The following is a 23796-nucleotide window of genomic DNA, read 5'->3' as shown; positions in this document are numbered from 1 at the left end:
CCCTTTTTGTAAATTTATTTAAATGCTACTCAATCTTTAGTTTCATATATTTTTATATGCCTTCATTCTTATTCTAATAATATATCTTCTAAAAGCTTAATTAACTTCTAGTAGTATATCTTTTAAAATTTCAAGAGCTTCATTTATCTCCTTATAGCTAATTGTTAAAGGCGGTAAAAATCTAAGTACATTCTTTCCAGCAGTCAAAACAAGTAATCCTTTTTTTCTAGCTTTTTCTTCTATAATGTTAGATTCAATAGTAGTTTCTACTCCTATCATCAAGCCCATACCTTTTGTTTTTACTACGATTGTACTATTAAAATTTTCAATAGATTTTCTTATATAATCCCCTTTTTCTAATACATCTTCATAAAATCCTTCTTTAGATATTTCATCTAACACAACAGAAGCTGCCACCATAGCTAATAAATTACCTCCAAATGTTGTACCTTGATCTCCTTTACCTAAAACTTTTGAAAATTTTTCATTTACTAATACTCCTCCTATTGGTATTCCTGCTCCTAAACCTTTTGCAATTGTAACAATATCTGGTTTTACATCAAAATATTCATATCCAAACAGTTTACCTGTTCTTGCTATACCACATTGAACTTCATCAAAAATTACTGCTATGTCTTTTTCTTTACATATTTTTACAAGTTCTAAAATATAATCTTTTTCAAGAACATTAACTCCACCTTCGCCTTGAACTGCTTCAAGAATTACTGCACAAACAGTTGAATCAATATTATTTTTAAAATCTTCAATATCGTTTTTTTCTACATATTTAAAGCCTTTGGGAAGTGGATAAAAATATTTATGATACTTATCCATGCCAGTTGCCATCAAAGACATCATTGTTCTACCATGAAAAGAATCCTTTAAACTTATAATTGTCCCTCTTCCCTTACCATATTTATCACTACTATACTTTCTTGCTATTTTAAAAGCAGTTTCATTTGCTTCTGTTCCAGAGTTGCAAAAATATACTTTATCCAATCCACTTGTATTAATTATTTTTTCTCCTACAGACAATACTGGACCATTGAAATATAAGTTTGATGTATGTAATAATTTGTCCACTTGGTTCTTTAAGGCAGTTTTTAGATTATTATTACTATATCCAAGAGAGGATACTCCATATCCGCTTGTAAAATCTATATATTTATTGCCTTTAGTATCAAAAAAGCAACTACCTTCGCCATAGTCTATAATAAAATCAGGTTGGCTATATGTATTTATGAAATATTCCTCCCATTTTGAAACTATACTATTGTTATTTATATTCATTTTTATCATCCTCACTTAAGTTTATAATCTTCTTTATATTTAACGTATCTTCTTATTCATTTTCTTTTCTTATTAATGTACCTATCCCACTATCAGTAAATAACTCTGTTATTATAGAATGGGGAACTCTTCCATCTAAAATATGAACTCTATTTACCCCATTATTCAAAGCGTCTACACATCCATGTATTTTAGGTATCATGCCACCAGTAATTATACCTTCATCAAATAGCTTATCAACATCCTCTAGTATAACTTCTGTTATCAATGACTTTTCTTCATCTGGATCTCTTAAAAGACCTGGCACATCAGTAAGAAGTATCAACTTATCTGCATTTAATTCTTTAGCTATAGCTGATGCTGCTGTATCTCCATTTATATTATAAGTCTCTCCATTATCTCCAACTCCAATAGTTGCAATTACTGAAATATATCCTGATTTTAAACAAGATTCTATAAGTTCAACATTTACTTTCTTTATTTCTCCAACAAATCCTAGTTCATAATTTTTATATGGGTCACATAAAATCATATTATTGTCTATCCCACAAAGCCCTACTGCTCTTCCACCTTTTATATGTATCTTATTTACCAAATCTTTATTTACCTTTCCAGCTAAAACCATTTTTACAATTTCCATGGTTTCTTCATCTGTATATCTAAGCCCGTTTACAAATTTACTTTCTATATCTACTTTAGCGAGCATTTTATTGATTTCTGCTCCTCCACCATGTACTAAAACTATATTGATTCCAACATAACTCATAAGTACAAGGTCTTCCATAACAGACTCTTTTAAACCATCTTTTTTCATTGCACTTCCACCATACTTAACTACAATAGTCTTTCCTTGATGCTTTTCTATATATGGTAAAGCTTCTATCAGCGTATTTGCTTTTTCTATATCAATCATTAAGCATTTCCTCCTAATTTCTATAACTTCCATTTATTCTTACATAATCATAACTTAAATCACATCCCCATGCATTTCCCCTAGCATTTCCCATGTTCAAATCTACTAATATACTTATTTCATCATCTTCAAGAATTTTTTTCGCTTTTTCTTCGTTAAAATCTAACCCATTTCCCTGTTTACATACTTCTATATATCCTTTCATGCTTTCAAAAATAATATCTACTTTTTCCATATCTATTTCTTCACCCGCATAACCTAAAGCACACAATATTCTTCCCCAATTTGCATCAGCTCCAAATACAGCTGTCTTTACCAAGGAAGAAGATATAACTGTTTTTGCTAACTTTACTGCATGTTCTTCGCTTAGTGCTCCATTTATATAGCATTCAATTAATTTTGTGCATCCTTCTCCATCTTTAGCAACAAGTTTAGCAAGTTCTATACAAACATATGTAAGTGCACTTAAAAATACTTGATAATGTTCATCTTTTTCATCCATTCTCTCATTTTTCGCTTTTCCATTTGCCAAAATCATTACCATATCATTAGTACTTGTATCTCCATCTACACTAACTCTATTGAAGCTTTTATCAACTGCACTCTTTAGAGCTTCTTTTAAGAGAGCACTATCGATATTTGCATCCGTAGTTATAAATCCCAATGTTGTTGCCATATTAGGATGTATCATTCCTGAGCCTTTTGCCATACCTCCAATAGTTATTTTTTTATCTCCATACATTATTGCTACTGCTATTTCTTTCTTTATAATGTCAGTTGTCATAATCGCTTCTCTTGCTCCAATATGACCTTGTTTACTGAGATTACTCACTAATTCATCCATATTTTTTTCTATTAAATCTATATTTAATGGTTTTCCTATAACACCAGTAGATGCAACCAAAACATCCTCTTCTTTAACATTTAATTTTTCACTAGTAAATTTAGCCATTTTATATGCATTTATAAGACCTTCTTTTCCATTAAATGTGTTAGCATTAGCACTATTCACTATAATCGCTTGTGCTTTTCCATTTTTAATATGCTCCTGTGTTACATAAACTGGATTTCCTTTAACTTTATTTTGAGTAACTACTGCTGCTGCATCACATAAAATATCTGAATAAACTAAAGCTAAGTCCCTCTTTTCTTTATTTTTTCTCAAGCCACAGTGAATTCCTGAAGCAACAAACCCTTCTGGAACTGTAACTCCACCCTTTATAATCTCCATTTTTATCCTCCTACTTATATGAGTTTAGTATTTTTCTATTCCTAAAATGATGGTGCAATATGCTTTAATCCTGTAGTCTCCTCAATTCCAAACATTATATTCATATTTTGTATGGCTTGCCCTGCTGCTCCTTTAATCATATTGTCTATAGTTGAACAGATTATTAATGTATCTTTATTTTCATGTACTGATATTACACATTTATTTGAATATATAACATTTTTTAAAGAGGTTATCTTATCTAATGGGAGTATTTCTACAAAATCTTTATATTCATAATAATCAGTCAATTTTTTATGTATATCACCTATAGATACATTATCTTCTTTTATGCAGTATATAGTTGATAGTATCCCTCTATTTACTGGAATTAGATTTGGTGTAAAAACTACATCTACATTTTCTTTATACGCTTCACTTAGATTTTGTTCTATTTCTGGAGTATGTCTATGTTTTCCTATTTTATATGCAGTTATATTCTCATTAACTTCTGTAAAATGACTACTTGTTGATAACTCTCTACCAGCTCCTGTGAGACCTGATTTAGAGTCAATTATTATATTATTATTTTTTATTAACTTAGAGCTTAATAATGGCATCAGTGGTAAAGAAATACTAGTAGGATAACATCCTGGATTTGCAACTATATCAGCATTTTTTATATCTTCTTTATATATCTCACTTAATCCATATACAGCTTTTTTGTGTAAAATTTTATCTATAAAAGATACCCCATACCATTCACTATATATTTCTTCATCTTTTATTCTGAAATCAGCACCTAAATCTATGACTTTCTTTTTAGATTCGATTGCTTTTATTGCAAATTTTTCACTTACCCCATGTGGAAGAGCAGTAAATACAACATCACACATATCAATGACTTTTTCGTTTTCTATACATACCATACTGTTTTCATAACCTATACTTGGGTATACATCAACTATATTTTTGCCAATGTATGAATTTGAACCTATAGCTGTAACTTCTACTTCTTCATGATTTATTAATAATCTTAGTAATTCTACACCAACATATCCAGATGCTCCAATAATCCCAGCTTTTATTTTACTCATTTTATTCCCTCCGTTTTACAATTATTTTAAGAATATTTTGAATTATTTTTTTAGATTGATATTATTATTTGATAATCATTTGATAATTTATAAATTTAAAACTATCTAACTCACAATAAAAAGCCCCTTAGCATTGATAATGCTAAGAGGCGAATTTCCGCGGTACCACTCTTATTGGTAAAATTATAATTATAATAAATATTCTTATAAATTAAAAAGTATTTGCAAATCTATATTTAAAATTAAAAAAGCCTCTTGGTCAAAGACCAAGAGACGAATATACACCCGCGTTACCACTCTAATTGATAAGATAATCTTACCCACTCTAATCTCTTAAGGCGAGACTCACCAATTACCATACTCCTAGTTCTGGTAACTTCCTCCAAAGCTCTATTCACAATAAAATTCATTACTAGGCTTCCACCATCCCTAGCTCTCTATCAAATCCTTTTATGCTACTTTCTTTTTCATAGGATTTCAATTTCTTTTCTTGTTGTTTTATATAATAATTTATTTTTAGTAGTTTGTCAATATTATTTATAAACTTTTGGAAATTTTTTCTAGATTGTTAATTTCCACCATTTTGTATCTGAGTTACGATATAACTTAAAACCACATCTTAATAAAACACTTTGTGAATCTGTATTGTCTGCATCAGTTTCAGCTATCACAGAAGAAACATTTTGTTGACTTAATCCCCAACTACATATCTTTTTAACAGCTTCTGTCATATATCCTTGTTTTTTATAATCTTCACCTAGGCCATAACCAATCTCAATTTCACCATAAGAATTTGGTACATCTTTAAAATCAGCTAATCCTATAATTGTACGGTTTTCATTTAGCATAATAAACCAAAATGTATAAAACAATATATTTTTTTCATCTTTTTTAGCAATATCTAATTGTCTTTTTACAATATCATAAAAAAACCCAATCATTGGTTCTGCACAATAAATGCAATCCAATTCCTTTTCTAATTCTGCATTATTGGAAGTCCAAAGTTCAAGTTGACGAAGTGATAGTGGAATTAAAGTTAATCTTTTTGTTTTTAATATCATTTTTTCTCCTTTTTAAGAGAAGGACTAAAATTGTTATCAAAGAACTCTTAATCAGACACAACAATAGTCTTTCTATTGATTTTCTTTTTAATATGATAAAACCTCGTCTATTACATGAATTTTCATTTATTAGTTCTATATTTTCTAGCAGGCTATAAATTTTACTACTCAATATCTTTTTTGCGAGTCTTAATTATCATATCATGACTATACTTAGTAGTTTTAAATGTATCTGCAAATGACATTATAATGACACTATTTATAAGTATTAACTCATCATAATGTAGAGTTACTTTTCCACTATAAAAGTCATTCAACTTCTTTATGTCTATATTGGTTAAAATAGATACTATATCCATTGAGAATTCCCTACTATAATTTATTATATTTTTATTCATTAATTTTATTAATACTTTTTATTATTGCTTTATTATTTTTTTCAAAAGGAAGAGGTTTAAAAATATTAACCTCTGCTAAATACTTTTTAGGTGTACTTGAAACTGTCTCAGCCTTACAAATAAATTTATAATTTGTTCCAGCTACAATTTGAGTAGAAACAATAAGTGGCTCATATTCAACACCTAGCAATGTTCCTTTAGTTTCATTAAACACTTTCAAGTCATCTTCGTTTAGCAACCTAATATTTGCCCATCCACCACACAAATTATGTATATCTATTGGATTTTCAACTCTTATATTACTTTTATCAATACTGTAATTATCTTTACTAGTTTCTGAATTTTCTTGTGCATATGCAGTTCCTGTAATTAACATAGATATAACCATTCCAGCAGATATAATTTTTGTGTTAATACTTTTATTCATAATAATTACCCTCTCTTAATATATTTTATTTACATTCCAATATTTAACAAAATTTCATCTACTCAACACTATACCACAATAATCATAATAAATAGTAAATTCATGGGATACCTTAAGTATATAGATTAGAATTTAATAGACATCTAAAATACATTAAATTATAAAATATCACAATTTAAAATTACAATATTTATATCTTATTTTAATTGAGTTTTAAAAACCTTTACTATCTAAAAAATTTTCGATTTTTTTCTCAGAAAATATCTCATTAGTTATAAATTTCCCATTGAAAAAAAGACTATATGTAGTAAATGGCGCAGGAGCATTTTGTGCTTCTTTTGCTGTTTCAAATTTTATAAGATTTACTTCAATACCTCTAGCATTCGCAATTTTTTTCAAAATAGGAGCATATTTTGCAGTATGTGGACACTGATTACTATAATATAAAACTATCCCATTCTCCTTTGGTTTGCTTTGTTTTACACAATCTTTAAAGCATGGAATAGGTACATTATTAGTAAATGGAAAATACAATAGTTCATAACTAGGTTCTGATGTATCTGCCAGATAAAATCCTTTATATTTTAGATACTTAGAATCAGATAAAAAAGGTAGTTTTTTTTCAGATGAAAGTACAACTAGCCCATATTTTCCTTTTGACTTTGCATCATCAATACATTTTTGTAGTAATAAATTAGAATATCCTTGTCCTTTAAATTTTCCAGATACCCAGAAACAATTAATATACATATAATTATTTGCAGTAATAGGACACCATGCATTTTCTGCTGGAATATATTCTATAAAAACTTTACCTCTTTCATCTAACCTTTTAAATACAAGGCCTTTATCAAAATTGCTTTTCATCCAAGATTTTTTAGAAGAAACACAGTTTTCTCCCTTTTTTTCAGTAATTGCACAACATATATGTTCATTGTCAATATTGTTTAAATTTATATCTATAATCTGCATATTGTCTCTCCTTTTCTCTTTACAAAATAGTTTTCATGTATATAGTATATCTTTATTGTACTATTATATATATGACACTTATATGTCATATATATTTTCATTTTAGATTATTTCAAATTTATTTTTATTATTAAATTGTATGTAAAATTAAATAAATTTTTATGTTCTAAGTATATTGTATATAGATTATTTTATTAATCATCTTTAAATTAAAAATTAATAAAATAATTTATATTGAAATAAATATATTTAAGGTATATAATTATAAGAAAATTTTTAATAATAGAGGTGTTGTTTATAATGTATGAAAAGTACCTAATAAGAGAATTAAAAGAGCATGATATTAGAAATGCATTAAATTTAATTTGGAATGTATTTGAAGAATTTGAGTCTCCAGATTATTGTGCTGAGGGAATTGAGTCATTCCATGAATTTATAGAATATAACTCTATTATTGAAAAAGTCAAAGAAAAATCTATTTTCTTTTGGGGCTGTTTTGATTGTGAAAAGTTAATTGGGGTTTTAGCTATCAGAGACCTAAATCATATATGTATGTTATTTGTAGATAAAAATTATCACAAACGTGGTGTTGCAAAAAAATTAATGGCTGTAGGTGTAAAGTATTTTACTGAAAACAAAGATGATTTAACTGAAATAACTGTAAATTCATCACCTTATGCTATTGAATTTTACCATAAATTAGGATTTAAAGATACTAATGTTGAACAGATTGTCAATGGCATACGTTTTACTCCAATGAAGCTATCAATAGCAAACTAATTTAATAAAAAAATATATTAAAAGCAAATCCACTTAAAGTTTTTAAAGTTGATTTGCTTTTAAATTAAATTTTAAAATTACACTATTTCTCTTTAAATTTTTAAGTAATATACTTTAAAAGAATCTACTAACAAAGACATTAATATTTAGTGATATACTTAGTCATACTTTTTATGAACACCTAATAGTACAGTATCAATAGTGTCAGATAGACCTTTTATAGCTTCTTCTGAATTTAAAAGAGCTTTTCCAAGTTGCAAAGTTGAGTATCCATGAATCACACTCATCAACAAATTTAATACTTCATCTATATTCTTTGTTCTTAAATTACAAGAAAGAATAAGTTTTTCTAATAGCGATTTATAGTCTTCAAATATCTCTGATGTTTCACTGTTTCCATGCCAAATAGCCCATTGAATTGTTTCATAAACCCCAGGATGAGCAATTATAAAGTTAAAATATGCAATACTTACAGATTTTATAGCTGTATCTCCAGAATCACCAATAGCAACTTTCTCCATCTGTTTATTCATTTTCCTCATTCCACTATGAGCAATCTCTCTCAATAAATCATCTAAGCTCTCTATATGATTATACAAAGATGGTGTACGTATACTTAGTTTTTCTGCAACAACTTTTAAAGAAAGCTTGTTAAGCCCATCTTTATCAGCTATATCAGATGCTACCTGTATTACTATATCTCTACTAACACGCATGATTATACCTCTCTCAACTAAAATTAATTACTTTATTAGTTTAACTAATCTAATTAGCTTCGTCAACAATTAAGACTTATAAAACACTTTATATTAAATGCAATGTTGACAATTTAATTTTAGTTTAATATAATACTAATTATATTAGTATTATAACTAATTAAATTAGTATTATAGATAATTAAATTAGAATATTACAGTATAATTTTATAGTTTAATAGATACATAAATAGATACTATATATTAAACTGAGAGGAGATTTTTATGGAAAAGAAATATTTTCAAATTCATGGAATTCCTTCAATTCTTTGGGGAAATTCGTCAAACAAATTGTATATTTACATACACGGACAATGTGGTTATAAAGAAGAAGCCGAAACTTTTGCTAATATTGCTGTTAATCATGGATGGCAGGTTTTAAGTATTGATTTACCTAAACATGGAGAACGTAAAGAAGAAAACATTTCGTTTGACCCATGGAATGTTGTTCCAGAGCTATTAACTATAATGAAATATGCAAAATCTAACTGGAATCAAATTTCATTATATGCAAATAGTATTGGTGCATGGTTTAGTATGTTGAGTTTTGAAAATGAGAATCTGGAAGAGTGTGTTTTTGTATCTCCAATTCTTGATATGAAACAGCTTATCTCTAATATGATGCTTTGGGCAAATGTATCAGAAGAACAACTTAAACATGAACTAATTATTCCAACTTCATTTGGTCATACACTCTCATGGGAATATCTACAATATGTCAAAAAACATCCTATTACTAAATGGAATACTACAACAAGAATACTATATGGTAAACACGATGAACTTACAGAACTAAGTGTGGTAGAGAAATTTACACACCATTTTAATTGCAATTTAACAGTTATAGAAAACGGCGAGCATTGGTTTAATACACAAGAGCAATTAAAAGTATTAAATGAATGGATAAATACTTTGTTTAAGTAAAGATAATCTTATCATTACTGTTTTCATATAAATTAGAGCAATTACTATATCAATTCACTTTATCTTAGTATTATTAAAATAAGCAGGTAAGCAATAAATTAATTATTATAAAAGATACTTTTAAAACTCTTAATCTAGAAAAAAGTATTGTATACTCAAATTAACATAGAAAGAAAAAATAGTGATAGAACATTCTATCACTATTTTTTCTTTCTGTGTTGTATACTTTTAGCTTATTTTTACTAATAAAATCTAATTATCTATAAAATCTAATCTCTTATGTATTATTAATATACTTTACAGCTATAGTATTAATTAAAATTAAATCTAATAAAATCAACCTAAAATATTTTTAATAAACATATTAGTGTATAAATTTATTATATTGTTTTATCATTCTCATCTTTTATTTCAATAACTTTATTGAATAAAATTGATAGAACTAAAGCTAGAAATCCTATTGATAATGAAACAAATGATACTATAACTACAGGTATTATAGTAATTGCATATAAGTATATATCATAACAATAATATAATATTATCACTACAAAGTTGAATATAAAAATTTCACTAAATGCACAGATGGATATTTTTTTTAAGTTTTTAGGTATCTCTTCTGAAAATGGATTATTTATTGCCACTAGCTTACATAATCTTTTTAACATAAATAATGATACAACATACGGAATAGCACATATATATATAGCTATTGACATTATAGTTGGCATATTTGTATTTGTAATTTCCAAACTACTTTTAAAATACGCTGTCAGTGCTAATGGTGTTAAAATAAGTGATAATAAAGTCAAAATTATTCCAACTAGCACAATATTATTCAATATTTTAGAACTTATATTCTTTTTCATATAAACTTACCACCTTAATATTCTTATTTATATACATTTTATAATATTTTTATATTCTATGTCAATAATTTATTATTGAAAAACAATAAATTATATATTATAATCAATAATATACATTATATTAAGGAGATGATATTTAATGATTACAAGACTTTTTAACAAGATTCTATCAGTATTTTTATACTTTATACTAGTAATTTTAAGTGTATCTGGTATACTATTCATGTGTATGATACCTATGTTTTTATATGATTTTAACTTTGAAAAATTATTTATTTTAGTTGTTAGAATAATGTATTTTTCTAACTATTTCATAGTTATCTTATGCTTAACTTTTATAATTAATAGTACTAAATACTCACCTTTCATGCTTGAAAATGTAAAGAGATTTAAAATAATGGGATATTGCTTATTGATAAATACTATAATTGAATGTATCAATGGTTATAGTTTGAATACCAGTAATATAAGAGTTTTTGGAGCTGATAGTGGAGGAATTTCACCACTTATGGTCATCTCTTTTATATTTGCACTAATGTGTTTTGTAATTGCTGAAACATTTAATAAAGCTATAAAAATAAAAGAAGATAATGATTTAACGATATAGAGGTGATATTATGGCAATTATAGTTAATCTAGATGTAATGATGGCAAAAAGAAAAATATCACTTAAAGATTTGGCTGAAAAAATAGATATTACAAATGCTAATTTATCAATTTTAAAAACTGGTAAAGCAAAAGCTATTAGATTTACCACTCTAAATGAAATTTGTAAAGCTTTAGATTGCCAACCAGGTGATATACTTGAATATGTAGAAGATGATGATGATTAAGAAAAGAGTGTCTAAAACACTCTTTTTGATTATCACCTATAGTCTTTACTATTTTGCTGGAACATTTAGACATGTTGCCAAATCTTTTTCAGGTGTACTAATAGGTATTAAATTAAATGTATCAACTAAATATTGTAGTACATTTGGACTTATAAATGCTAGTAAACTTGGCCCTAAATAAATATTTTTTATATCTAGTGATAATGATGCTAATAAATCTGCTACAGATTTTTGCTCATACCATGATAATATTATTGAAAGAGGAAGACTATTCACATCTGTATCAAATGCATTAGCTAAAGCTAAAGCTATTCTTACTGCTGAATAAGCATCATTACATTGACCAACATCTAGCAACCTAGGAAACCCAGCTACTTCTCCAAAGTTTAACTTATTAAATCTATATTTTCCGCATGCAAGTGTTAAAATTATACAATCTTTAGGAACTTGTTTAGCAAACTCGGTATAGTAATTTCTTCCTGGTCTTGCCATGCTCCTCCAAAGTTACCTACTAAATGAGTATATTTATTTAATTCTGGATATCCATGACAAGGAATCATTTCTCCATGAGTATATATATTTATCCCTTTTCCTTCTGTTTGTTTAAGTAACATTTCTAAATCTTTTAAATCATGTCCTGAAACTATTATAAAAGGTCCTTTTTTTATCTTTACATTTACCTTATGAGGTTCTGGGTTTTTATAAATGGTAGTATTAGGTTCATCTAATTTTTGCATTACAGCAACACTCATATCACCTGTCTTAAGAGTTAATGTTATTAAGTTCTCTAAAGAAATATCATCATCTGTAATTGCTGATAGTGCTCTAAAATAAAATTCATCTACTTGATTATTATAATATACAAGCTCTCTAGCCTGATGCCCATAAGCACTTATTCCTTTTAATCCATAAAGTATTGTCATTCTTAGTGAATGTATATCAGGGTTTAAACTTTCATCAAACATTATTCCAGCTCTTTTAGCATATTCATTATTTACAAAATGTATATACTATTATAAGTATTCTTTATAATGAAAGTAAGTAAATTTAAGGGGGACTCCTAAATTATTCAGCCAGTTGCCAAAAAGATATTTTCTTTTTGTTTTTATGAAAGTTTTTTAGGGGGATAATAATATATGTTTAGAGATAAAATGGGTAGATGTACACATATGTTAACTGCTTATATTGGCAGTTCATATGATTATTGTGATTTTATAGATACACAGTTAGATGATTTTATACTAGAGTATGGAGAAAATGTGGTAGAATCCTGCTTGCATCAAGTTATGGTATTGGTAAGTAAGTATAATTAGATAGGCTTTATTTTCTAGAAAACCCTTTTTAGTTTTATCTACTTTTATATTAATACAAAGCTCTTAAATATATTTTTAAGATTAATAATAACCAAAAATGTTAACTAAAAAATATAATTGAATAGACATTTCTATTAATCTATGATACAATAGTATTTGTAGTAATACACAATTAAATCAAGTATATCTTGATATAGGTTAATAGGAGTATTTTTAAATGAATAATGGAATAGTGAAATGGTTTAATAATGAAAAAGGATTTGGATTTATATCAATAGAAGGTGGAGATGATGTATTTGCTCATTTCTCAGCTATACAAACTTCAGGATTTAAATCATTAGAAGAAGGTCAACAAGTAAGCTTTGATATAGTTAAAGGCGCTAGAGGTCCTCAAGCAGAAAATATAACTATATTATAATATATAGATTTTTCGGGAAAGACTCTTTTGAGGGTCTTTTTTTATTGATAATTTAAGCAAAATCTTATTTAAATAAAAAAACTGACTGCCAGTTAAATGTCAGTCAGTTTTTTTATAGAATTTTTACTCAAACACTGCTAGATTTGAGACTTTTAATAATTAATCCTACTTATTAATATACAAGCTTTACTCATATACAGAATATCTCTTCCAGATTTGCTCTAAGTCATCGAAGTGCTGTTTAATATCTTCTTTTTCTTTCATTCCAACAGATATAGCAAGAGCATTTGAAATACTAAGTGCTGGAACTAGTGAATCTACAAATGAAGCCATATTACTCTTAACCAAAAGAGTATTGTCTGCAAGTGCTGCCACTGGTGCAAATAAACTATCTGTTAATGAAATTACATGTGCTCCTTTTTCCTTAGCATAATTGACAATTTGATAAGATTTTTTTGAATAACGTGGGAAACTAATTGCAACTATAACATCTTCTTCGTTTATTCTTACAATCTGTTCAAAAGCATCTCCCATATCCATTCTAATTATATGGACATTATCAAGTATTATATCTAAGTAAAAACCTAGGTATTGAGCTACTACAAAAGAGCTTCTCATACCAAGTATATATATTTTTCTTGCCTTTAAAAGTTTATTCGAAGCTTCTTTAAATGCTTTTTCATCAATTTCTTCTAATGTTGATCTTATATTATCTATATCACTCTTTAAAACTTTGTTCAATATTGCAAAATCATCGGAATAATCATGTGCCATTTCAACTCTTTGTACTGTAGTTAATTTATTTTTTATGAGTTCTTGAAGTGCAGCTTGTAATTTTGGATACCCACTATAGCCCAGAGCATTTGCAAATCTTACAACAGTAGATTCACTTACTCCTACAGTTTCACCTAATTTGCATGCAGTCATGAATGCAACCTTATCATAATTATTTAAAATATATTGTGCTATAAGTTTTTGACCCTTACTTAACCTCGTATATTGAGATTGTATATTTGATATCAAATGTTTACTATCTTTCATTTCATTTGTTTCTTCCATTTTTTTCTCCTTTTAGTTATCTAAACTATTTTCTTTTTATGACTACTACTATTTTTTCTAAAAATTTTATTATTTTAGTTTTTATCTCAGATTCTTAAACTCATAAAATTCTAACTTTTCTGTACCTTATACTTCACATAGTATTTTCGATTAAATTTATTATACCATTTTTCCTTGCATTTTTTAAGATTTGTTCAATATTTCTTTTAAAATTTTCAATTTTTACTCATTTAAAAGTTAAATATTTTATTCTGCATATTTAAGAATATCTCTTACTTCGAAAGCAAATTATCATATGCTTATTATTTAAAGTATTTTTAAAAGGTTACAATATATATATTAACTCTTAATAGAATCTTGTCAAGTTTTTTTTAGTGTTTATTGTGATTTTTTCTTTTCAATTAAAATCAATTGTGGTGGGTTATTGACTTGATTTAAAAATTTAGATTCTAAAACATTAAATTCATCTTGATTTAAATTATTTACAAAATTATATATACTATCTTTTTCTTCTTGACCTCCATCATGTCCTGTATATATAGCAATACTTATTATTCCATTTTCTTTTAATATTTCTAAGCTAGACTTTATAGCTTTTAAAGTTGTATCTGGTTTAGTTATAATTAGATGTTTTGCTCTTGGAAGATATCCTAAATTAAATAAAACACATGAAACTTCTTCTTTTACATATTTATTTATATTTTCATGACCATCAAGTATTAATTTTACTCTATCTATATATCCTTCTTTTTCTAATTTTTTTCTTGTAGATTTTATAGCTTCTTCTTGTATATCAAATGCATACACAAAGCCTTCTTCTCCAACCTTTTCAGCCAAATACTTTGTATCATAACCATTTCCCATGGTAGCATCTATTGCTATATCACCTTTATTAATAATATTTTCTAAATAAAATTTATTTATATCTGTAATTTTAGTTAAATGTTTTGCATATGCCATAATATCATTTCTCCCTGCTATTAACTTCATTTCATTTTCATGCTATTTTATTGATTTTAAATATTTTATTTCGTCTTCCGTTAAATATCTATATTCGCCAATTTTTATATCTTTTAATACTATTTTCCCTACAGAAATTCTTCTTAGGTTTAAAACTGGATGATTTATAGCTTTACACATTTTTCTTACTTGTCTATTTCTTCCTTCATGTATTGTTATTTCGCATACTGAATAATTCTTTTCTTTATTTTCCTTAGTTACTCTAATTTTAGCAGGTGCTGTTGTGTAATCTTCTATTTTTAGTCCTTTTTCAAAACTTCTTATTTCATCCTTATTTATAATTCCTTTTACACTTGCCACATAAGTTTTATTAATTTCATGTTTTGGATGAGTAAGTTTATATGTTAAATCTCCATCATTAGTAAGTATCAAAAGCCCACTTGTTTCATAATCTAACCTTCCTATTGGATATACTCTTTCCTTTACATCTTTTAATATATCTATTACACTTGGTCTATTAAACTGATCTTTTACAGTAGTTATATAACCTTCTGGCTTATTCAATACTATATAGACATAATTTTCGCTTGGCTTTACTGCTTTATTATCAAATTCTACTATATCTTTTTCTTCATCAATATTAAAAGATAGTTCTTTTACTATATTTCCATTTACCTTTATTCTTCCTTCAAGAATGATTTCTTCTGCTTTTCTTCTAGATGCAATTCCACAAGAAGCTATATATTTATTAATTCTCATACATAATCCTTTCTTATCTTAAATTATATGTTATTTAATATTTTTATCAATGTTAATTTTGTTACATTATTATACTATACTAGACCTTAATTAAAAACAAGCCAAAAAATTATTTAATTTTCCTAAATAATTGTAATTTCTTTTCACATACTATTAATATGTAATAGCTGATTAAACACTATTTTAAGGAAGTGATTATTATTTCAAAAGAAAATGTAAAATATTATTTAATAGTCGTGTTTATTGGAATTTTATTTTTTAAATTTATTAATACTCCAGCAGATTTTATATCTAGCATTGAAGGATTATTAAGCTTTTTTAGTCCATTTTTACTAGCTATTTTACTTGCTTTGCTTTTAAATCCTCTTGTAATGCTTTTTGAAATAAAATTTAAAACACATAGGCTTTTATCCATTTTTTTATCTTATATATTGATAGGTATTATTTTAGCTTTTGGTATTAGATTGCTAATTCCTTCAATAGCCAATACATTAAATAGATTGATAAATGAAATGCCTATTTACACTGATTATATAAATAATTTTATAGAAAAAAATATGTCAAACATAGATTTTTTAAAAGCTCTAATTCCTCATATACAACATAGCTTAGATAATGCATTAAAAGAAGCTAGTAATTTTATTAGTAGAATTCCTAAAAACTTTTTAATCTATACACTTAGCATATCATCTATGCTATTTAGTATGGTAATGGGCTTTATATTATCTATATATATTATATATGATAAGGAAAAAATTGCATTAGGATTTAAAAGATTACTATATTCTTCTACTGCTAGAAACAAAGCTGATGACATTATAGAATTTTTTAGAACTACCCATGATATTTTTTATGATTATTTAATTGGTAGAATTTTAGACTCTCTTATTATTGGTATAATTGCATTTATAGGATTTCAATTTATCATTCGAATAGAAAATGCTTTATTTTTAGCTTCAATAATATTTTTAGCAAATATAATACCTTATCTAGGCCCATTTATTGGAGCTATACCTCCAGTAGCTATGACAATTTTATACAGTCCACAAAAAACCATATGGGTTATCGTATTTATATTTATATTACAACAACTAGATGGAAATTTCATAGAACCAAAGGTTATGGGCAATCAAGTTGGAATAGGAGCTATATGGATAATTTCTGCGATTTTAATAGGACAGTCTCTTTTTGGTTTTATAGGTGTTTTTCTTTCAGTACCTGTAGCTGCTGTTGTAAAAACTTCTATTGATAAATATATTGACAAGAGATTGCAATAATTTCTGTCTTTTATAATTTTAAAAATTAATTATTATCTATTACATTACTATAAAAAAATGAAATTAACTCTTGGCAAAGAATATATGCTAAGAGTTAATTTCATTTACTGATACAAAGTTTTAATTGTTTATATGTAATACTTTACATTTACTGATTATTTGAGTTCTGAGAATTTCCACCACTATCTGACCCTCCGCTATTTTCTGATGAAGGTGGAGTTGGTGTCGGTGTTGGATTGCTTGTATTTGGTTTTTCTTGATTTTGAGAAGAATCATTGTTAGTTACATCTTTGTTATTATTTGAAGTTGTATTTTTGTTTTTGGAATTAGATTTATTATTTTTACTCTTTTCACTATAGGAAGATTTCTTTGCTTCTGATTCCACTCTATACCTATCTTCTCCAGCTGTATCTTTTGCCTTTTTCTTTCTTTCTTCCTCTGCTTCATTCTGTTCTTTTTCTAATTTAGTCAATTCCTCTTTCTTTTTAGATGCTTCATTTTTAATAACAGAGGACCCGTTTTTGATTTTCTCTATAAGCTTAAGTTCTTTAATTGCATCCTCATAATTTGTATCTTTTTCAAATTCATCTACATTTAACATTCTCATAGATTGCACATACATAGCTCTTGCATTTTCATTAGCGCTATCTTCTTCTAATGCAGAGGATAATGCTTCCATCGCTTTTTTATAATCATGTTTCTCTAAATATATTTTTCCTTGTTCAGTTGAACTTATTTCATCTTTTTTATTAAACGAACATCCTACAAGAAATATAGATAATATCGATATCAATAAAATTACTCTTCCTCTCATTAAATCCCTCCTTGTCATATACTTTAAATTTTATCATAATCAGGAAGTTTTTAAAATATTTTATATTTATTACAAGAAAATTGTTAATAAAACAGAAAATAAGTAGATATAACTTGAATAACTATAACAAACTAAAAATTAGTTTAAATCTATAGATATATCATATAATCTACTTATTTTAAAATTCAATATTTAATTCTTATTCTATATTTCTAAAGATAATAAGTCTTCATAACTTTGTCTTTTACAAATTATCTTGGCATCTCCATCAAATACTGACACTACTGCTGCTCTTGGTATTTTATTATAATTTGAAGACATTGAATATCCATATGCACCTGTTGATGTTGTTATAAGTACATCTCCACTTTTTATATCCATTATATCTATATCTCCAATTAATATATCTCCGCTTTCACAACATTTGCCTGCTATTGTTACATGATTCATAGTTTCATGGTTAATCTTATTTACAATACTGCATTCATAATTAGCTTGATATAGTGAAGGTCTTACATTGTCTGTCATACCTCCATCTACACTTACATAAACTCTAACATCTTTTATATCTTTTATTGAACCTACTGTATACAATGTACTTCCTGCATTTGCAACTATTGATCTTCCTGGTTCTATTACCAATGTAGGTACTTCTATTCCAAGTTCTTTACAGGAATTTTCTGCTTTAGTGATTATAGTTTCGCAGAATTCTCTTATAGTTTTAGGTTTATCACCTTTACTATAATAAACACCTACACCCCCGCCTAAGTCAATTTCTGTCAACTGTATATTAAATTTTTCTTTTATTTCTTTTACCAAGTTCATCATTATATCTACTGTATCTATGTATGGTTCTACATCAAATATTTGTGAACCTATATGAGCATGAAGACCTACCAATTTAATATTTGTATAATCATTCAATTTTTCTATTGCTCTAAACAAATCTCCATTTACTAAAGCAAAACCAAATTTAGAATCTATTTGACCTGTTTTTATATAATCGTGTGTATGAGCTTCTATGCCAGGTGTTATTCTAAAATATATTTCTTGAGTTTTCCCCTTCTCTTCACATAATTTTTCAATTAAATCTAACTCATAGAAATTATCTACTACAAACTTACCTACTCCCAAATCTAATCCCATATTTATTTCTTCTTCAGTTTTATTGTTTCCATGAAAGAAAACTTTTTCCATAGGAAAATTTGATTTATAAGCTGTATATAGTTCCCCTCCTGAAACTACATCCAAACACATGTCTTCTTCATTTATAAGATTACACATATAGAGAGGTAAAAATGCCTTACCTGCATAAGCAACTTTATTTTTTCCATCTTTAGCTTTAAAATATTTTATATATTCTCTACAATTTTGTCTTACTAAGTCTTCGTCAAATACATATAATGGAGTTTGATATTTTTTACTAAGCTCTAGACAGCTTACCCCTCCAATATATAATTCATTGTCTTTTACAGTCATAGTTCCATGAAGTTTCATAATATCCTCCCTAAGTTTTATATATTAAATACTTCTGCTATTTTCTCAATAGCTACTTGTTTATCATCAGAATTTATGGCACAAGTTATACGAATTTCTGATGTAGTTATAAGTTTTACCATTATACCATTTTCATTAAATATCTTAAATACTTTAGCAGCAACTCCAGAAGTATTTTTCATACCAAGACCTACTAAAGAGAATTTAGTGATGTTATTATCAATTACTACATGTTCTTCATTTGTATATTTAGATACTATCTTTTTGCACTCTCCTAATTCTTCTTTTGGAACTGTAAATGACACACTTATTTTATCTAAAATAGGTGCAGTTTGACTTATCATATCTACACTTATTCCCATAGTTGCTATATCTTCAAATAAACTAGATATATTTTCTACCTTAAAGTCTTTTATTGTTATAGAGCTATCATCATCACTAGTAGCTAATCCTGTTATTACTTTATCCTCTAATTTCATGTCTTTTCCCCCTCTTATATATGTTCCTTTTACTGTACCACATGTACGTCCAACATAAATTTCAACACCATATTTTTGTGCAAGCTCTATACTTCTTGAATGCATTACTTGTGCTCCTAAACTTGCTAATTCAAGCATCTCTTCATATTCAATCTCATCAAGTTTACTTGCCTTTGAATATTTTCTTGGGTCTGTAAAATAAATTCCATCAACATCTGTATATATCTCACATTTACCATTTAGTTTAACTGCAAGAGCTACAGCAGATGTGTCTGAACCACCTCTTCCAAGAGTAGTTACATCACCATCTTCATTGATTCCTTGAAATCCAGTTACTATTACAACATTCCCTTCATCTAAACTATTCTTTATTCTATTTACATTTATATCATCAATTTGAGATTTTCCATGAAGTCCACTTGTTTTTATATTTAATTGATAAGCATTATAGCTTATAGCTTTACAACCAAGTGCATTTAATGCTATTGATAATAAAGAGGCTGAAATCATTTCTCCAGTAGACATTAGAGCATCTAACTCTCTTTTACTAGGTTCATTACTCAATTCTTTTGCCAAGTTTATATATTCATCTGTTGATTTTCCCATAGCAGATACAACTATTACCATTCGTGGATTTTCTTTTCTTCTTTCTATTATATTTTCTGCAATTGACTTTATTTTATCAGTATCTGCAACTGAACTTCCTCCATATTTTTGGACAATTATACTCATGCCTTTTCCCCCTCAAGCTAAATTTTGATAAATAAAAACGCCCAAAGGTATACTTTGGACGTGTGAACTTCATAGACCAAGTAACCTTGTAGCTCACCACTTTAAAAGTGACAGCCTTATGCATATTCTGCATAAGTCCAGAAAACTTGTTTGTCAACAACTTTTCTTCGGCTATAGACCCTTTCATCAATCATCAACACTTACCAGCTACTATTGATTACTCTTGAATATAGCTACCTCTACCCTAGGCTCATTATTATTAATTAATTTATTAATATAGTTTTATCATATTCTATATAATATTGCAACATTTTTTTTACAAAATGTGGCAAATCAAAAAATTTATTTTCTAAAAATATCTTATATACAATTAAATAGTTTATTTAATCCTAAATCTATAAAATTTATACTATACTCATTATCTTCTCTCTCTAAGTCATTTAATTCAGATAAATTATCTGGTGTAACCACCAAAATATTTGGTACTCTAAAAAATGGAATTGTAGATTTATCTATCTTTCTAGAGAGATTCTCATATTTAGAAACATCTATTTCATTATTTAGATCAACATCTACTAAGACCTGCTTTATATTGCCAAATTGATCTGTATATTCAATAAATAAATCATATTTCACATCATCTACACTAACATTTCGGTAAAATCTTTTTACATCACAACCTGCAGTATTAATTCTAACAACTAGTTCTGACCCTACTAGAGCCTTTATTAAATCATCTCCCTTAAAAAGCTTACTACCATTCAAATAGTAAACATATGAGAGGTCCTTATAGTTACGATAATCTACATCACATGGATATTTTTTTAGTGTATACTCACTACACATTTTTCTCAATGTTTTTTTGAAATTTTTTTTATTGTATCTTTTTTGGTCTCCATAAATCTTTCTAAATTGAGCTTCTGTAACACATCTAACCCTGCTAATTAAAAGCAATATCTCTTTTTCCATATTCGTCATAGTACATTCTCCTTGAAGTATTATTTGCAAAGTTGTACTAATATTATATTAAATTTATGACATTAAATTTACAAAGAATTAAAATAAAATAGCTAGTTTTTATAGAATTTATTTCTATAAAAACTAGCTATTAATGCACTAAACAATATCTACAATTTTTTTACTAAGTTACATATTGCTTTGACTTTCAGAATCTTGTGAATTTGTATCTTCATTAGTTCCTGTTTCTTGTTTTGCTTTTTTATCATCAAAATTTGCAATGTTTAAGTTATCAAATTCTGACATTTCAATTACACTAGATTCTTCTTTTGAATATGATATTTTGACTTTGTCTCCAACTTGAGTCAATGGTAATTCGCTAGATACTTTTGAGGTAGCTTTAAATATTATCTCCTTATTAGAATCTAAAGTCACATAATAATTAGTATTTCCTCCTCGCACATCAGGACTTATTCTAGTTACTACCCCTTCTATAACTTCATCTTTCATATCATTATCAAGTTTTAAGTCATTGCCTTTAGATTCTAATGAATCTTTATAATTTCTTAAAGCTTCATTTTTATCTTCTCCTATACCAAGTACATTATAATCTTCAACAGATACAAAGGCTACTCTCTTTACAAGACCAGCTTTATCTTTTAAAGATGATACATATGTTGGTTGACCTAATATATTGTACATTACAGGGAATGTAGCTTCATAATTCTTTTCTTGAACATTACCTTCAGCTGATTTCATCGCAGCTGTCTCAGTTGCTCCTGGCTGCTTATACAGTCTAGCTTCTTTAGTTCTAGAGTCAACAAGCATAAATCCAATTGTAGATTCATCTCCACCAGAAGATGTTATACCTGTATACCAATATGACCTATTATCATTTCCATAGACTAGCGATGTCCCTTCTGTTGGCACTAGTACTCCTTTTTCTGATATAACAGAATTTAAAAATCCATTGACATAAACACCCCAGTCTTGAATTTGGTCTGTTACAAATTTTTGTGGTTGTATTCTATCTACCCATTTAGGTGTATTTTTAACATTATAGACATTTATTTTTCCAGTTTCTGCATCAACAGTAGCTATGCCTGTGGCATTTGCTCCTCCATAACCAATTTTATGTTCATATAAACTTACAACCCAATAAGGTCTTCCTTCATCATTTATTTCAAGCGTAAAATCTGTCATGCCAACATTTACAATACCATGTATGTATAAATGTCTTTGTAAATCTTGATGTAAATAAGCTTCTGGTTGATATATTATTTTTATTGGTTTTCCATCTATTTCTTGAACTAGTTGAACATCTTGAGGATTACTTGCTGACACCTTCACATATCCACTTGTACCACTTAAAGATGTCACCCATTTAATTATATCTCTATGCACAAGAGGTGCTACCCAGTACAACTCTCCATCCACATTTTGTATATGAAACTTTCCTAATTTTGATACACTACCTATAGCTGGAACTTCTCCAAGTTTTTTATCACCTAATTTCATGGCCATGTCTTCATCTACAAGACGAATGTCATTTACGCTGACAGGACTCATATCATCACTAAATTTACTCTCAGTCACCTTTCCTAATAAGTCTTTATAGGCTTTTGCATGAAGTACAGGTGTAGAAGCTATAAAAGGTACAACTACGACATACACAAGTAAAGCTATTGCTATTGAAAAATTATATTTAGCAAGTTTAGATGTTCTTTCATTTCTATCTAGCATCATATCTAATATTCCTGCTACAACAAAAAATATTATTCCTACTGAAAATAAAGATGTGAAATCTAGTCTAAGTACAGGTAATTTAATAAATGCATAAATTACTACAATTATGAGTGAAACTCCATATGTTTTAAGATATCGTTTCATTTAATACTCCTCTCTATAAAATATTATTATTACTATTATATCCATATATTTACAAAAAATAAATATTTATCATATTTATTATGTATTAAGATATCTTTATACTTTTATTCCA

The 23796-nt window shown here is 27.2% G+C and carries 27 protein-coding genes, 1 riboswitch and 1 other annotated feature; of the genes, 7 read left to right on the top strand and 20 right to left on the bottom strand.

The window, feature by feature from the left end; all coding sequences use genetic code 11:
- Positions 1 to 96: 96 nt before the first annotated feature.
- From KGF46_RS05700 to KGF46_RS05665, 8 genes are all read right to left on the bottom strand, one after another.
- On the bottom strand, positions 97 to 1290 hold the full coding sequence (locus KGF46_RS05700) for an aspartate aminotransferase family protein (protein ID WP_255611308.1): 1194 nt from the start codon (positions 1288 to 1290) through the stop codon (positions 97 to 99).
- Between the two features lie 52 nt (positions 1291 to 1342).
- On the bottom strand, positions 1343 to 2203 hold the full coding sequence (gene argB / locus KGF46_RS05695) for an acetylglutamate kinase (RefSeq protein WP_227861860.1): 861 nt from the start codon (positions 2201 to 2203) through the stop codon (positions 1343 to 1345).
- 13 nt (positions 2204 to 2216) lie between these two features.
- Positions 2217 to 3434 carry a bifunctional glutamate N-acetyltransferase/amino-acid acetyltransferase ArgJ gene (gene argJ / locus KGF46_RS05690; RefSeq protein ID WP_227850329.1) on the bottom strand — a complete coding sequence of 406 codons (1218 nt, stop codon included), beginning with the start codon at positions 3432 to 3434 and terminating at the stop codon, positions 2217 to 2219.
- 41 nt (positions 3435 to 3475) lie between these two features.
- On the bottom strand, positions 3476 to 4510 hold the full coding sequence (argC, locus tag KGF46_RS05685) for an N-acetyl-gamma-glutamyl-phosphate reductase (protein WP_227856363.1): 1035 nt from the start codon (positions 4508 to 4510) through the stop codon (positions 3476 to 3478).
- A 266-nt stretch (positions 4511 to 4776) separates the two neighbouring features.
- Positions 4777 to 4990, bottom strand: a binding site (T-box leader).
- 80 nt (positions 4991 to 5070) lie between these two features.
- On the bottom strand, positions 5071 to 5571 hold the full coding sequence (locus KGF46_RS05680) for a GNAT family N-acetyltransferase (protein WP_227827950.1): 501 nt from the start codon (positions 5569 to 5571) through the stop codon (positions 5071 to 5073).
- A gap of 164 nt (positions 5572 to 5735) precedes the next feature.
- Positions 5736 to 5930 carry a hypothetical protein gene (locus tag KGF46_RS05675; RefSeq protein ID WP_227841097.1) on the bottom strand — a complete coding sequence of 65 codons (195 nt, stop codon included), beginning with the start codon at positions 5928 to 5930 and terminating at the stop codon, positions 5736 to 5738.
- Between the two features lie 31 nt (positions 5931 to 5961).
- Entirely contained in the window at positions 5962 to 6396 is a 435-nt protein-coding gene (locus KGF46_RS05670) for a hypothetical protein (RefSeq protein ID WP_227841611.1), read from the bottom strand.
- A gap of 213 nt (positions 6397 to 6609) precedes the next feature.
- A complete protein-coding gene (locus tag KGF46_RS05665; RefSeq protein WP_227827947.1) occupies positions 6610 to 7368 on the bottom strand; it encodes an N-acetyltransferase in 759 nt (252 codons plus the stop codon).
- Positions 7369 to 7668: 300 nt separating this feature from the next.
- On the opposite strand from KGF46_RS05665, the gene KGF46_RS05660 reads away from it, so the two are divergent.
- Entirely contained in the window at positions 7669 to 8148 is a 480-nt protein-coding gene (locus tag KGF46_RS05660) for a GNAT family N-acetyltransferase (protein ID WP_227827946.1), read from the top strand.
- A gap of 158 nt (positions 8149 to 8306) precedes the next feature.
- On the opposite strand, the gene KGF46_RS05655 is transcribed toward KGF46_RS05660, so the two are convergent.
- Positions 8307 to 8864, bottom strand: a complete 558-nt coding sequence (locus tag KGF46_RS05655) for a TetR/AcrR family transcriptional regulator (protein WP_227827945.1) — start codon at positions 8862 to 8864, stop codon at positions 8307 to 8309.
- A 264-nt stretch (positions 8865 to 9128) separates the two neighbouring features.
- Here KGF46_RS05655 and KGF46_RS05650 point away from each other — a divergent pair, with 264 nt between their 5' ends.
- A complete protein-coding gene (locus tag KGF46_RS05650) occupies positions 9129 to 9827 on the top strand; it encodes an alpha/beta hydrolase (RefSeq protein ID WP_227827944.1) in 699 nt (232 codons plus the stop codon).
- A gap of 380 nt (positions 9828 to 10207) precedes the next feature.
- Here the strand turns inward: KGF46_RS05650 and KGF46_RS05645 are convergent, their stop codons facing one another.
- Entirely contained in the window at positions 10208 to 10696 is a 489-nt protein-coding gene (locus KGF46_RS05645; RefSeq protein ID WP_227840546.1) for a DUF2975 domain-containing protein, read from the bottom strand.
- Between the two features lie 139 nt (positions 10697 to 10835).
- On the opposite strand from KGF46_RS05645, the gene KGF46_RS05640 reads away from it, so the two are divergent.
- Both KGF46_RS05640 and KGF46_RS05635 read left to right on the top strand, forming a co-directional pair.
- Complete coding sequence (locus KGF46_RS05640; RefSeq protein WP_227841609.1) at positions 10836 to 11303, top strand: DUF2975 domain-containing protein; 468 nt, start codon at positions 10836 to 10838, stop codon at positions 11301 to 11303.
- 10 nt (positions 11304 to 11313) lie between these two features.
- Positions 11314 to 11529: a helix-turn-helix domain-containing protein gene (locus KGF46_RS05635; protein ID WP_227827941.1), complete on the top strand. Its 216-nt coding sequence runs from the start codon at positions 11314 to 11316 to the stop codon at positions 11527 to 11529.
- Between the two features lie 48 nt (positions 11530 to 11577).
- On the opposite strand, the gene KGF46_RS20290 is transcribed toward KGF46_RS05635, so the two are convergent.
- A complete protein-coding gene (locus KGF46_RS20290; RefSeq protein WP_413840396.1) occupies positions 11578 to 12021 on the bottom strand; it encodes a hypothetical protein in 444 nt (147 codons plus the stop codon).
- Positions 11958 to 12494, bottom strand: a complete 537-nt coding sequence (locus tag KGF46_RS20285) for a hypothetical protein (protein ID WP_413840398.1) — start codon at positions 12492 to 12494, stop codon at positions 11958 to 11960. Before KGF46_RS20285 ends, KGF46_RS20290 begins: the two co-directional genes overlap by 64 nt.
- A 171-nt stretch (positions 12495 to 12665) precedes the next feature.
- Between KGF46_RS20285 and KGF46_RS05625 the strand changes: the two genes are divergently transcribed.
- Both KGF46_RS05625 and KGF46_RS05620 read left to right on the top strand, forming a co-directional pair.
- A complete protein-coding gene (locus tag KGF46_RS05625; protein WP_227827940.1) occupies positions 12666 to 12842 on the top strand; it encodes a hypothetical protein in 177 nt (58 codons plus the stop codon).
- Between the two features lie 217 nt (positions 12843 to 13059).
- Positions 13060 to 13260, top strand: coding sequence for a cold-shock protein (locus KGF46_RS05620; RefSeq protein WP_021384215.1), 201 nt, complete (start codon positions 13060 to 13062; stop codon positions 13258 to 13260).
- Between the two features lie 186 nt (positions 13261 to 13446).
- Here KGF46_RS05620 and KGF46_RS05615 read toward each other — a convergent pair whose 3' ends face one another.
- The 3 genes from KGF46_RS05615 to KGF46_RS05605 all read right to left on the bottom strand — a co-directional run bounded on the left by KGF46_RS05615 (position 13447) and on the right by KGF46_RS05605 (position 16038).
- Positions 13447 to 14319 (bottom strand): MurR/RpiR family transcriptional regulator, encoded by an 873-nt coding sequence (locus tag KGF46_RS05615; RefSeq protein ID WP_227435034.1) that lies wholly within the window; start codon positions 14317 to 14319, stop codon positions 13447 to 13449.
- A 378-nt stretch (positions 14320 to 14697) separates the two neighbouring features.
- Positions 14698 to 15279, bottom strand: a complete 582-nt coding sequence (locus KGF46_RS05610; RefSeq protein ID WP_227827939.1) for a class I SAM-dependent methyltransferase — start codon at positions 15277 to 15279, stop codon at positions 14698 to 14700.
- A 42-nt stretch (positions 15280 to 15321) separates the two neighbouring features.
- Positions 15322 to 16038 (bottom strand): pseudouridine synthase, encoded by a 717-nt coding sequence (locus KGF46_RS05605; RefSeq protein WP_227827938.1) that lies wholly within the window; start codon positions 16036 to 16038, stop codon positions 15322 to 15324.
- A 191-nt stretch (positions 16039 to 16229) separates the two neighbouring features.
- On the opposite strand from KGF46_RS05605, the gene KGF46_RS05600 reads away from it, so the two are divergent.
- Positions 16230 to 17315 carry an AI-2E family transporter gene (locus KGF46_RS05600; protein ID WP_227850327.1) on the top strand — a complete coding sequence of 362 codons (1086 nt, stop codon included), beginning with the start codon at positions 16230 to 16232 and terminating at the stop codon, positions 17313 to 17315.
- Between the two features lie 148 nt (positions 17316 to 17463).
- Here the strand turns inward: KGF46_RS05600 and KGF46_RS05595 are convergent, their stop codons facing one another.
- The 5 genes from KGF46_RS05595 to KGF46_RS05575 form a co-directional block, all read right to left on the bottom strand.
- A complete protein-coding gene (locus KGF46_RS05595) occupies positions 17464 to 18129 on the bottom strand; it encodes a tetratricopeptide repeat protein (RefSeq protein WP_227827936.1) in 666 nt (221 codons plus the stop codon).
- Positions 18130 to 18333: 204 nt separating this feature from the next.
- A complete protein-coding gene (gene lysA / locus KGF46_RS05590; RefSeq protein ID WP_227827935.1) occupies positions 18334 to 19626 on the bottom strand; it encodes a diaminopimelate decarboxylase in 1293 nt (430 codons plus the stop codon).
- Positions 19627 to 19643: 17 nt separating this feature from the next.
- Positions 19644 to 20837, bottom strand: coding sequence for an aspartate kinase (locus KGF46_RS05585; RefSeq protein ID WP_227850326.1), 1194 nt, complete (start codon positions 20835 to 20837; stop codon positions 19644 to 19646).
- Positions 20838 to 20918: 81 nt separating this feature from the next.
- A riboswitch (Lysine riboswitch) is annotated at positions 20919 to 21087 on the bottom strand.
- Positions 21088 to 21197: 110 nt separating this feature from the next.
- On the bottom strand, positions 21198 to 21815 hold the full coding sequence (locus tag KGF46_RS05580; protein ID WP_227827933.1) for a hypothetical protein: 618 nt from the start codon (positions 21813 to 21815) through the stop codon (positions 21198 to 21200).
- 168 nt (positions 21816 to 21983) lie between these two features.
- Positions 21984 to 23684 (bottom strand): hypothetical protein, encoded by a 1701-nt coding sequence (locus KGF46_RS05575; RefSeq protein WP_227827932.1) that lies wholly within the window; start codon positions 23682 to 23684, stop codon positions 21984 to 21986.
- Between the last annotated feature and the right edge of the window lie 112 nt (positions 23685 to 23796).

The organism is Clostridioides sp. ZZV14-6153 (assembly GCF_020657855.1).
Classification (GTDB): domain Bacteria; phylum Bacillota; class Clostridia; order Peptostreptococcales; family Peptostreptococcaceae; genus Clostridioides.
The sequence above is the reverse complement of the archived record's forward strand: the minus strand, read 5'-3'. Positions and strand labels throughout refer to the sequence as shown.

Excerpts from the sequence above, each read along its gene's own strand:
- KGF46_RS05650 (WP_227827944.1), top strand. The coding sequence starts at position 9,129 with ATGGAAAAGAAATATTTTCAAATTCATGGAATTCCTTCAATTCTTTGG.
- KGF46_RS05585 (WP_227850326.1), bottom strand. The coding sequence starts at position 20,837 with ATGAGTATAATTGTCCAAAAATATGGAGGAAGTTCAGTTGCAGATACT.
- KGF46_RS05610 (WP_227827939.1), bottom strand. The coding sequence starts at position 15,279 with ATGGCATATGCAAAACATTTAACTAAAATTACAGATATAAATAAATTT.
- argJ (WP_227850329.1), bottom strand. The coding sequence starts at position 3,434 with ATGGAGATTATAAAGGGTGGAGTTACAGTTCCAGAAGGGTTTGTTGCT.
- KGF46_RS20285 (WP_413840398.1), bottom strand. The coding sequence starts at position 12,494 with ATGTTTGATGAAAGTTTAAACCCTGATATACATTCACTAAGAATGACA.
- KGF46_RS05625 (WP_227827940.1), top strand. The coding sequence starts at position 12,666 with ATGTTTAGAGATAAAATGGGTAGATGTACACATATGTTAACTGCTTAT.
- KGF46_RS05655 (WP_227827945.1), bottom strand. The coding sequence starts at position 8,864 with ATGCGTGTTAGTAGAGATATAGTAATACAGGTAGCATCTGATATAGCT.
- KGF46_RS05605 (WP_227827938.1), bottom strand. The coding sequence starts at position 16,038 with ATGAGAATTAATAAATATATAGCTTCTTGTGGAATTGCATCTAGAAGA.
- argC (WP_227856363.1), bottom strand. The coding sequence starts at position 4,510 with ATGAGTAAAATAAAAGCTGGGATTATTGGAGCATCTGGATATGTTGGT.
- KGF46_RS05615 (WP_227435034.1), bottom strand. The coding sequence starts at position 14,319 with ATGGAAGAAACAAATGAAATGAAAGATAGTAAACATTTGATATCAAAT.
- KGF46_RS05580 (WP_227827933.1), bottom strand. The coding sequence starts at position 21,815 with ATGACGAATATGGAAAAAGAGATATTGCTTTTAATTAGCAGGGTTAGA.
- KGF46_RS05670 (WP_227841611.1), bottom strand. The coding sequence starts at position 6,396 with ATGAATAAAAGTATTAACACAAAAATTATATCTGCTGGAATGGTTATA.
- KGF46_RS05680 (WP_227827950.1), bottom strand. The coding sequence starts at position 5,571 with ATGATATTAAAAACAAAAAGATTAACTTTAATTCCACTATCACTTCGT.
- KGF46_RS05575 (WP_227827932.1), bottom strand. The coding sequence starts at position 23,684 with ATGAAACGATATCTTAAAACATATGGAGTTTCACTCATAATTGTAGTA.
- KGF46_RS05665 (WP_227827947.1), bottom strand. The coding sequence starts at position 7,368 with ATGCAGATTATAGATATAAATTTAAACAATATTGACAATGAACATATA.
- argB (WP_227861860.1), bottom strand. The coding sequence starts at position 2,203 with ATGATTGATATAGAAAAAGCAAATACGCTGATAGAAGCTTTACCATAT.
- KGF46_RS05635 (WP_227827941.1), top strand. The coding sequence starts at position 11,314 with ATGGCAATTATAGTTAATCTAGATGTAATGATGGCAAAAAGAAAAATA.
- KGF46_RS05640 (WP_227841609.1), top strand. The coding sequence starts at position 10,836 with ATGATTACAAGACTTTTTAACAAGATTCTATCAGTATTTTTATACTTT.
- KGF46_RS05700 (WP_255611308.1), bottom strand. The coding sequence starts at position 1,290 with ATGAATATAAATAACAATAGTATAGTTTCAAAATGGGAGGAATATTTC.
- KGF46_RS05645 (WP_227840546.1), bottom strand. The coding sequence starts at position 10,696 with ATGAAAAAGAATATAAGTTCTAAAATATTGAATAATATTGTGCTAGTT.
- KGF46_RS20290 (WP_413840396.1), bottom strand. The coding sequence starts at position 12,021 with ATGGCAAGACCAGGAAGAAATTACTATACCGAGTTTGCTAAACAAGTT.
- KGF46_RS05620 (WP_021384215.1), top strand. The coding sequence starts at position 13,060 with ATGAATAATGGAATAGTGAAATGGTTTAATAATGAAAAAGGATTTGGA.
- KGF46_RS05660 (WP_227827946.1), top strand. The coding sequence starts at position 7,669 with ATGTATGAAAAGTACCTAATAAGAGAATTAAAAGAGCATGATATTAGA.
- KGF46_RS05595 (WP_227827936.1), bottom strand. The coding sequence starts at position 18,129 with ATGAGAGGAAGAGTAATTTTATTGATATCGATATTATCTATATTTCTT.
- KGF46_RS05675 (WP_227841097.1), bottom strand. The coding sequence starts at position 5,930 with ATGGATATAGTATCTATTTTAACCAATATAGACATAAAGAAGTTGAAT.
- lysA (WP_227827935.1), bottom strand. The coding sequence starts at position 19,626 with ATGAAACTTCATGGAACTATGACTGTAAAAGACAATGAATTATATATT.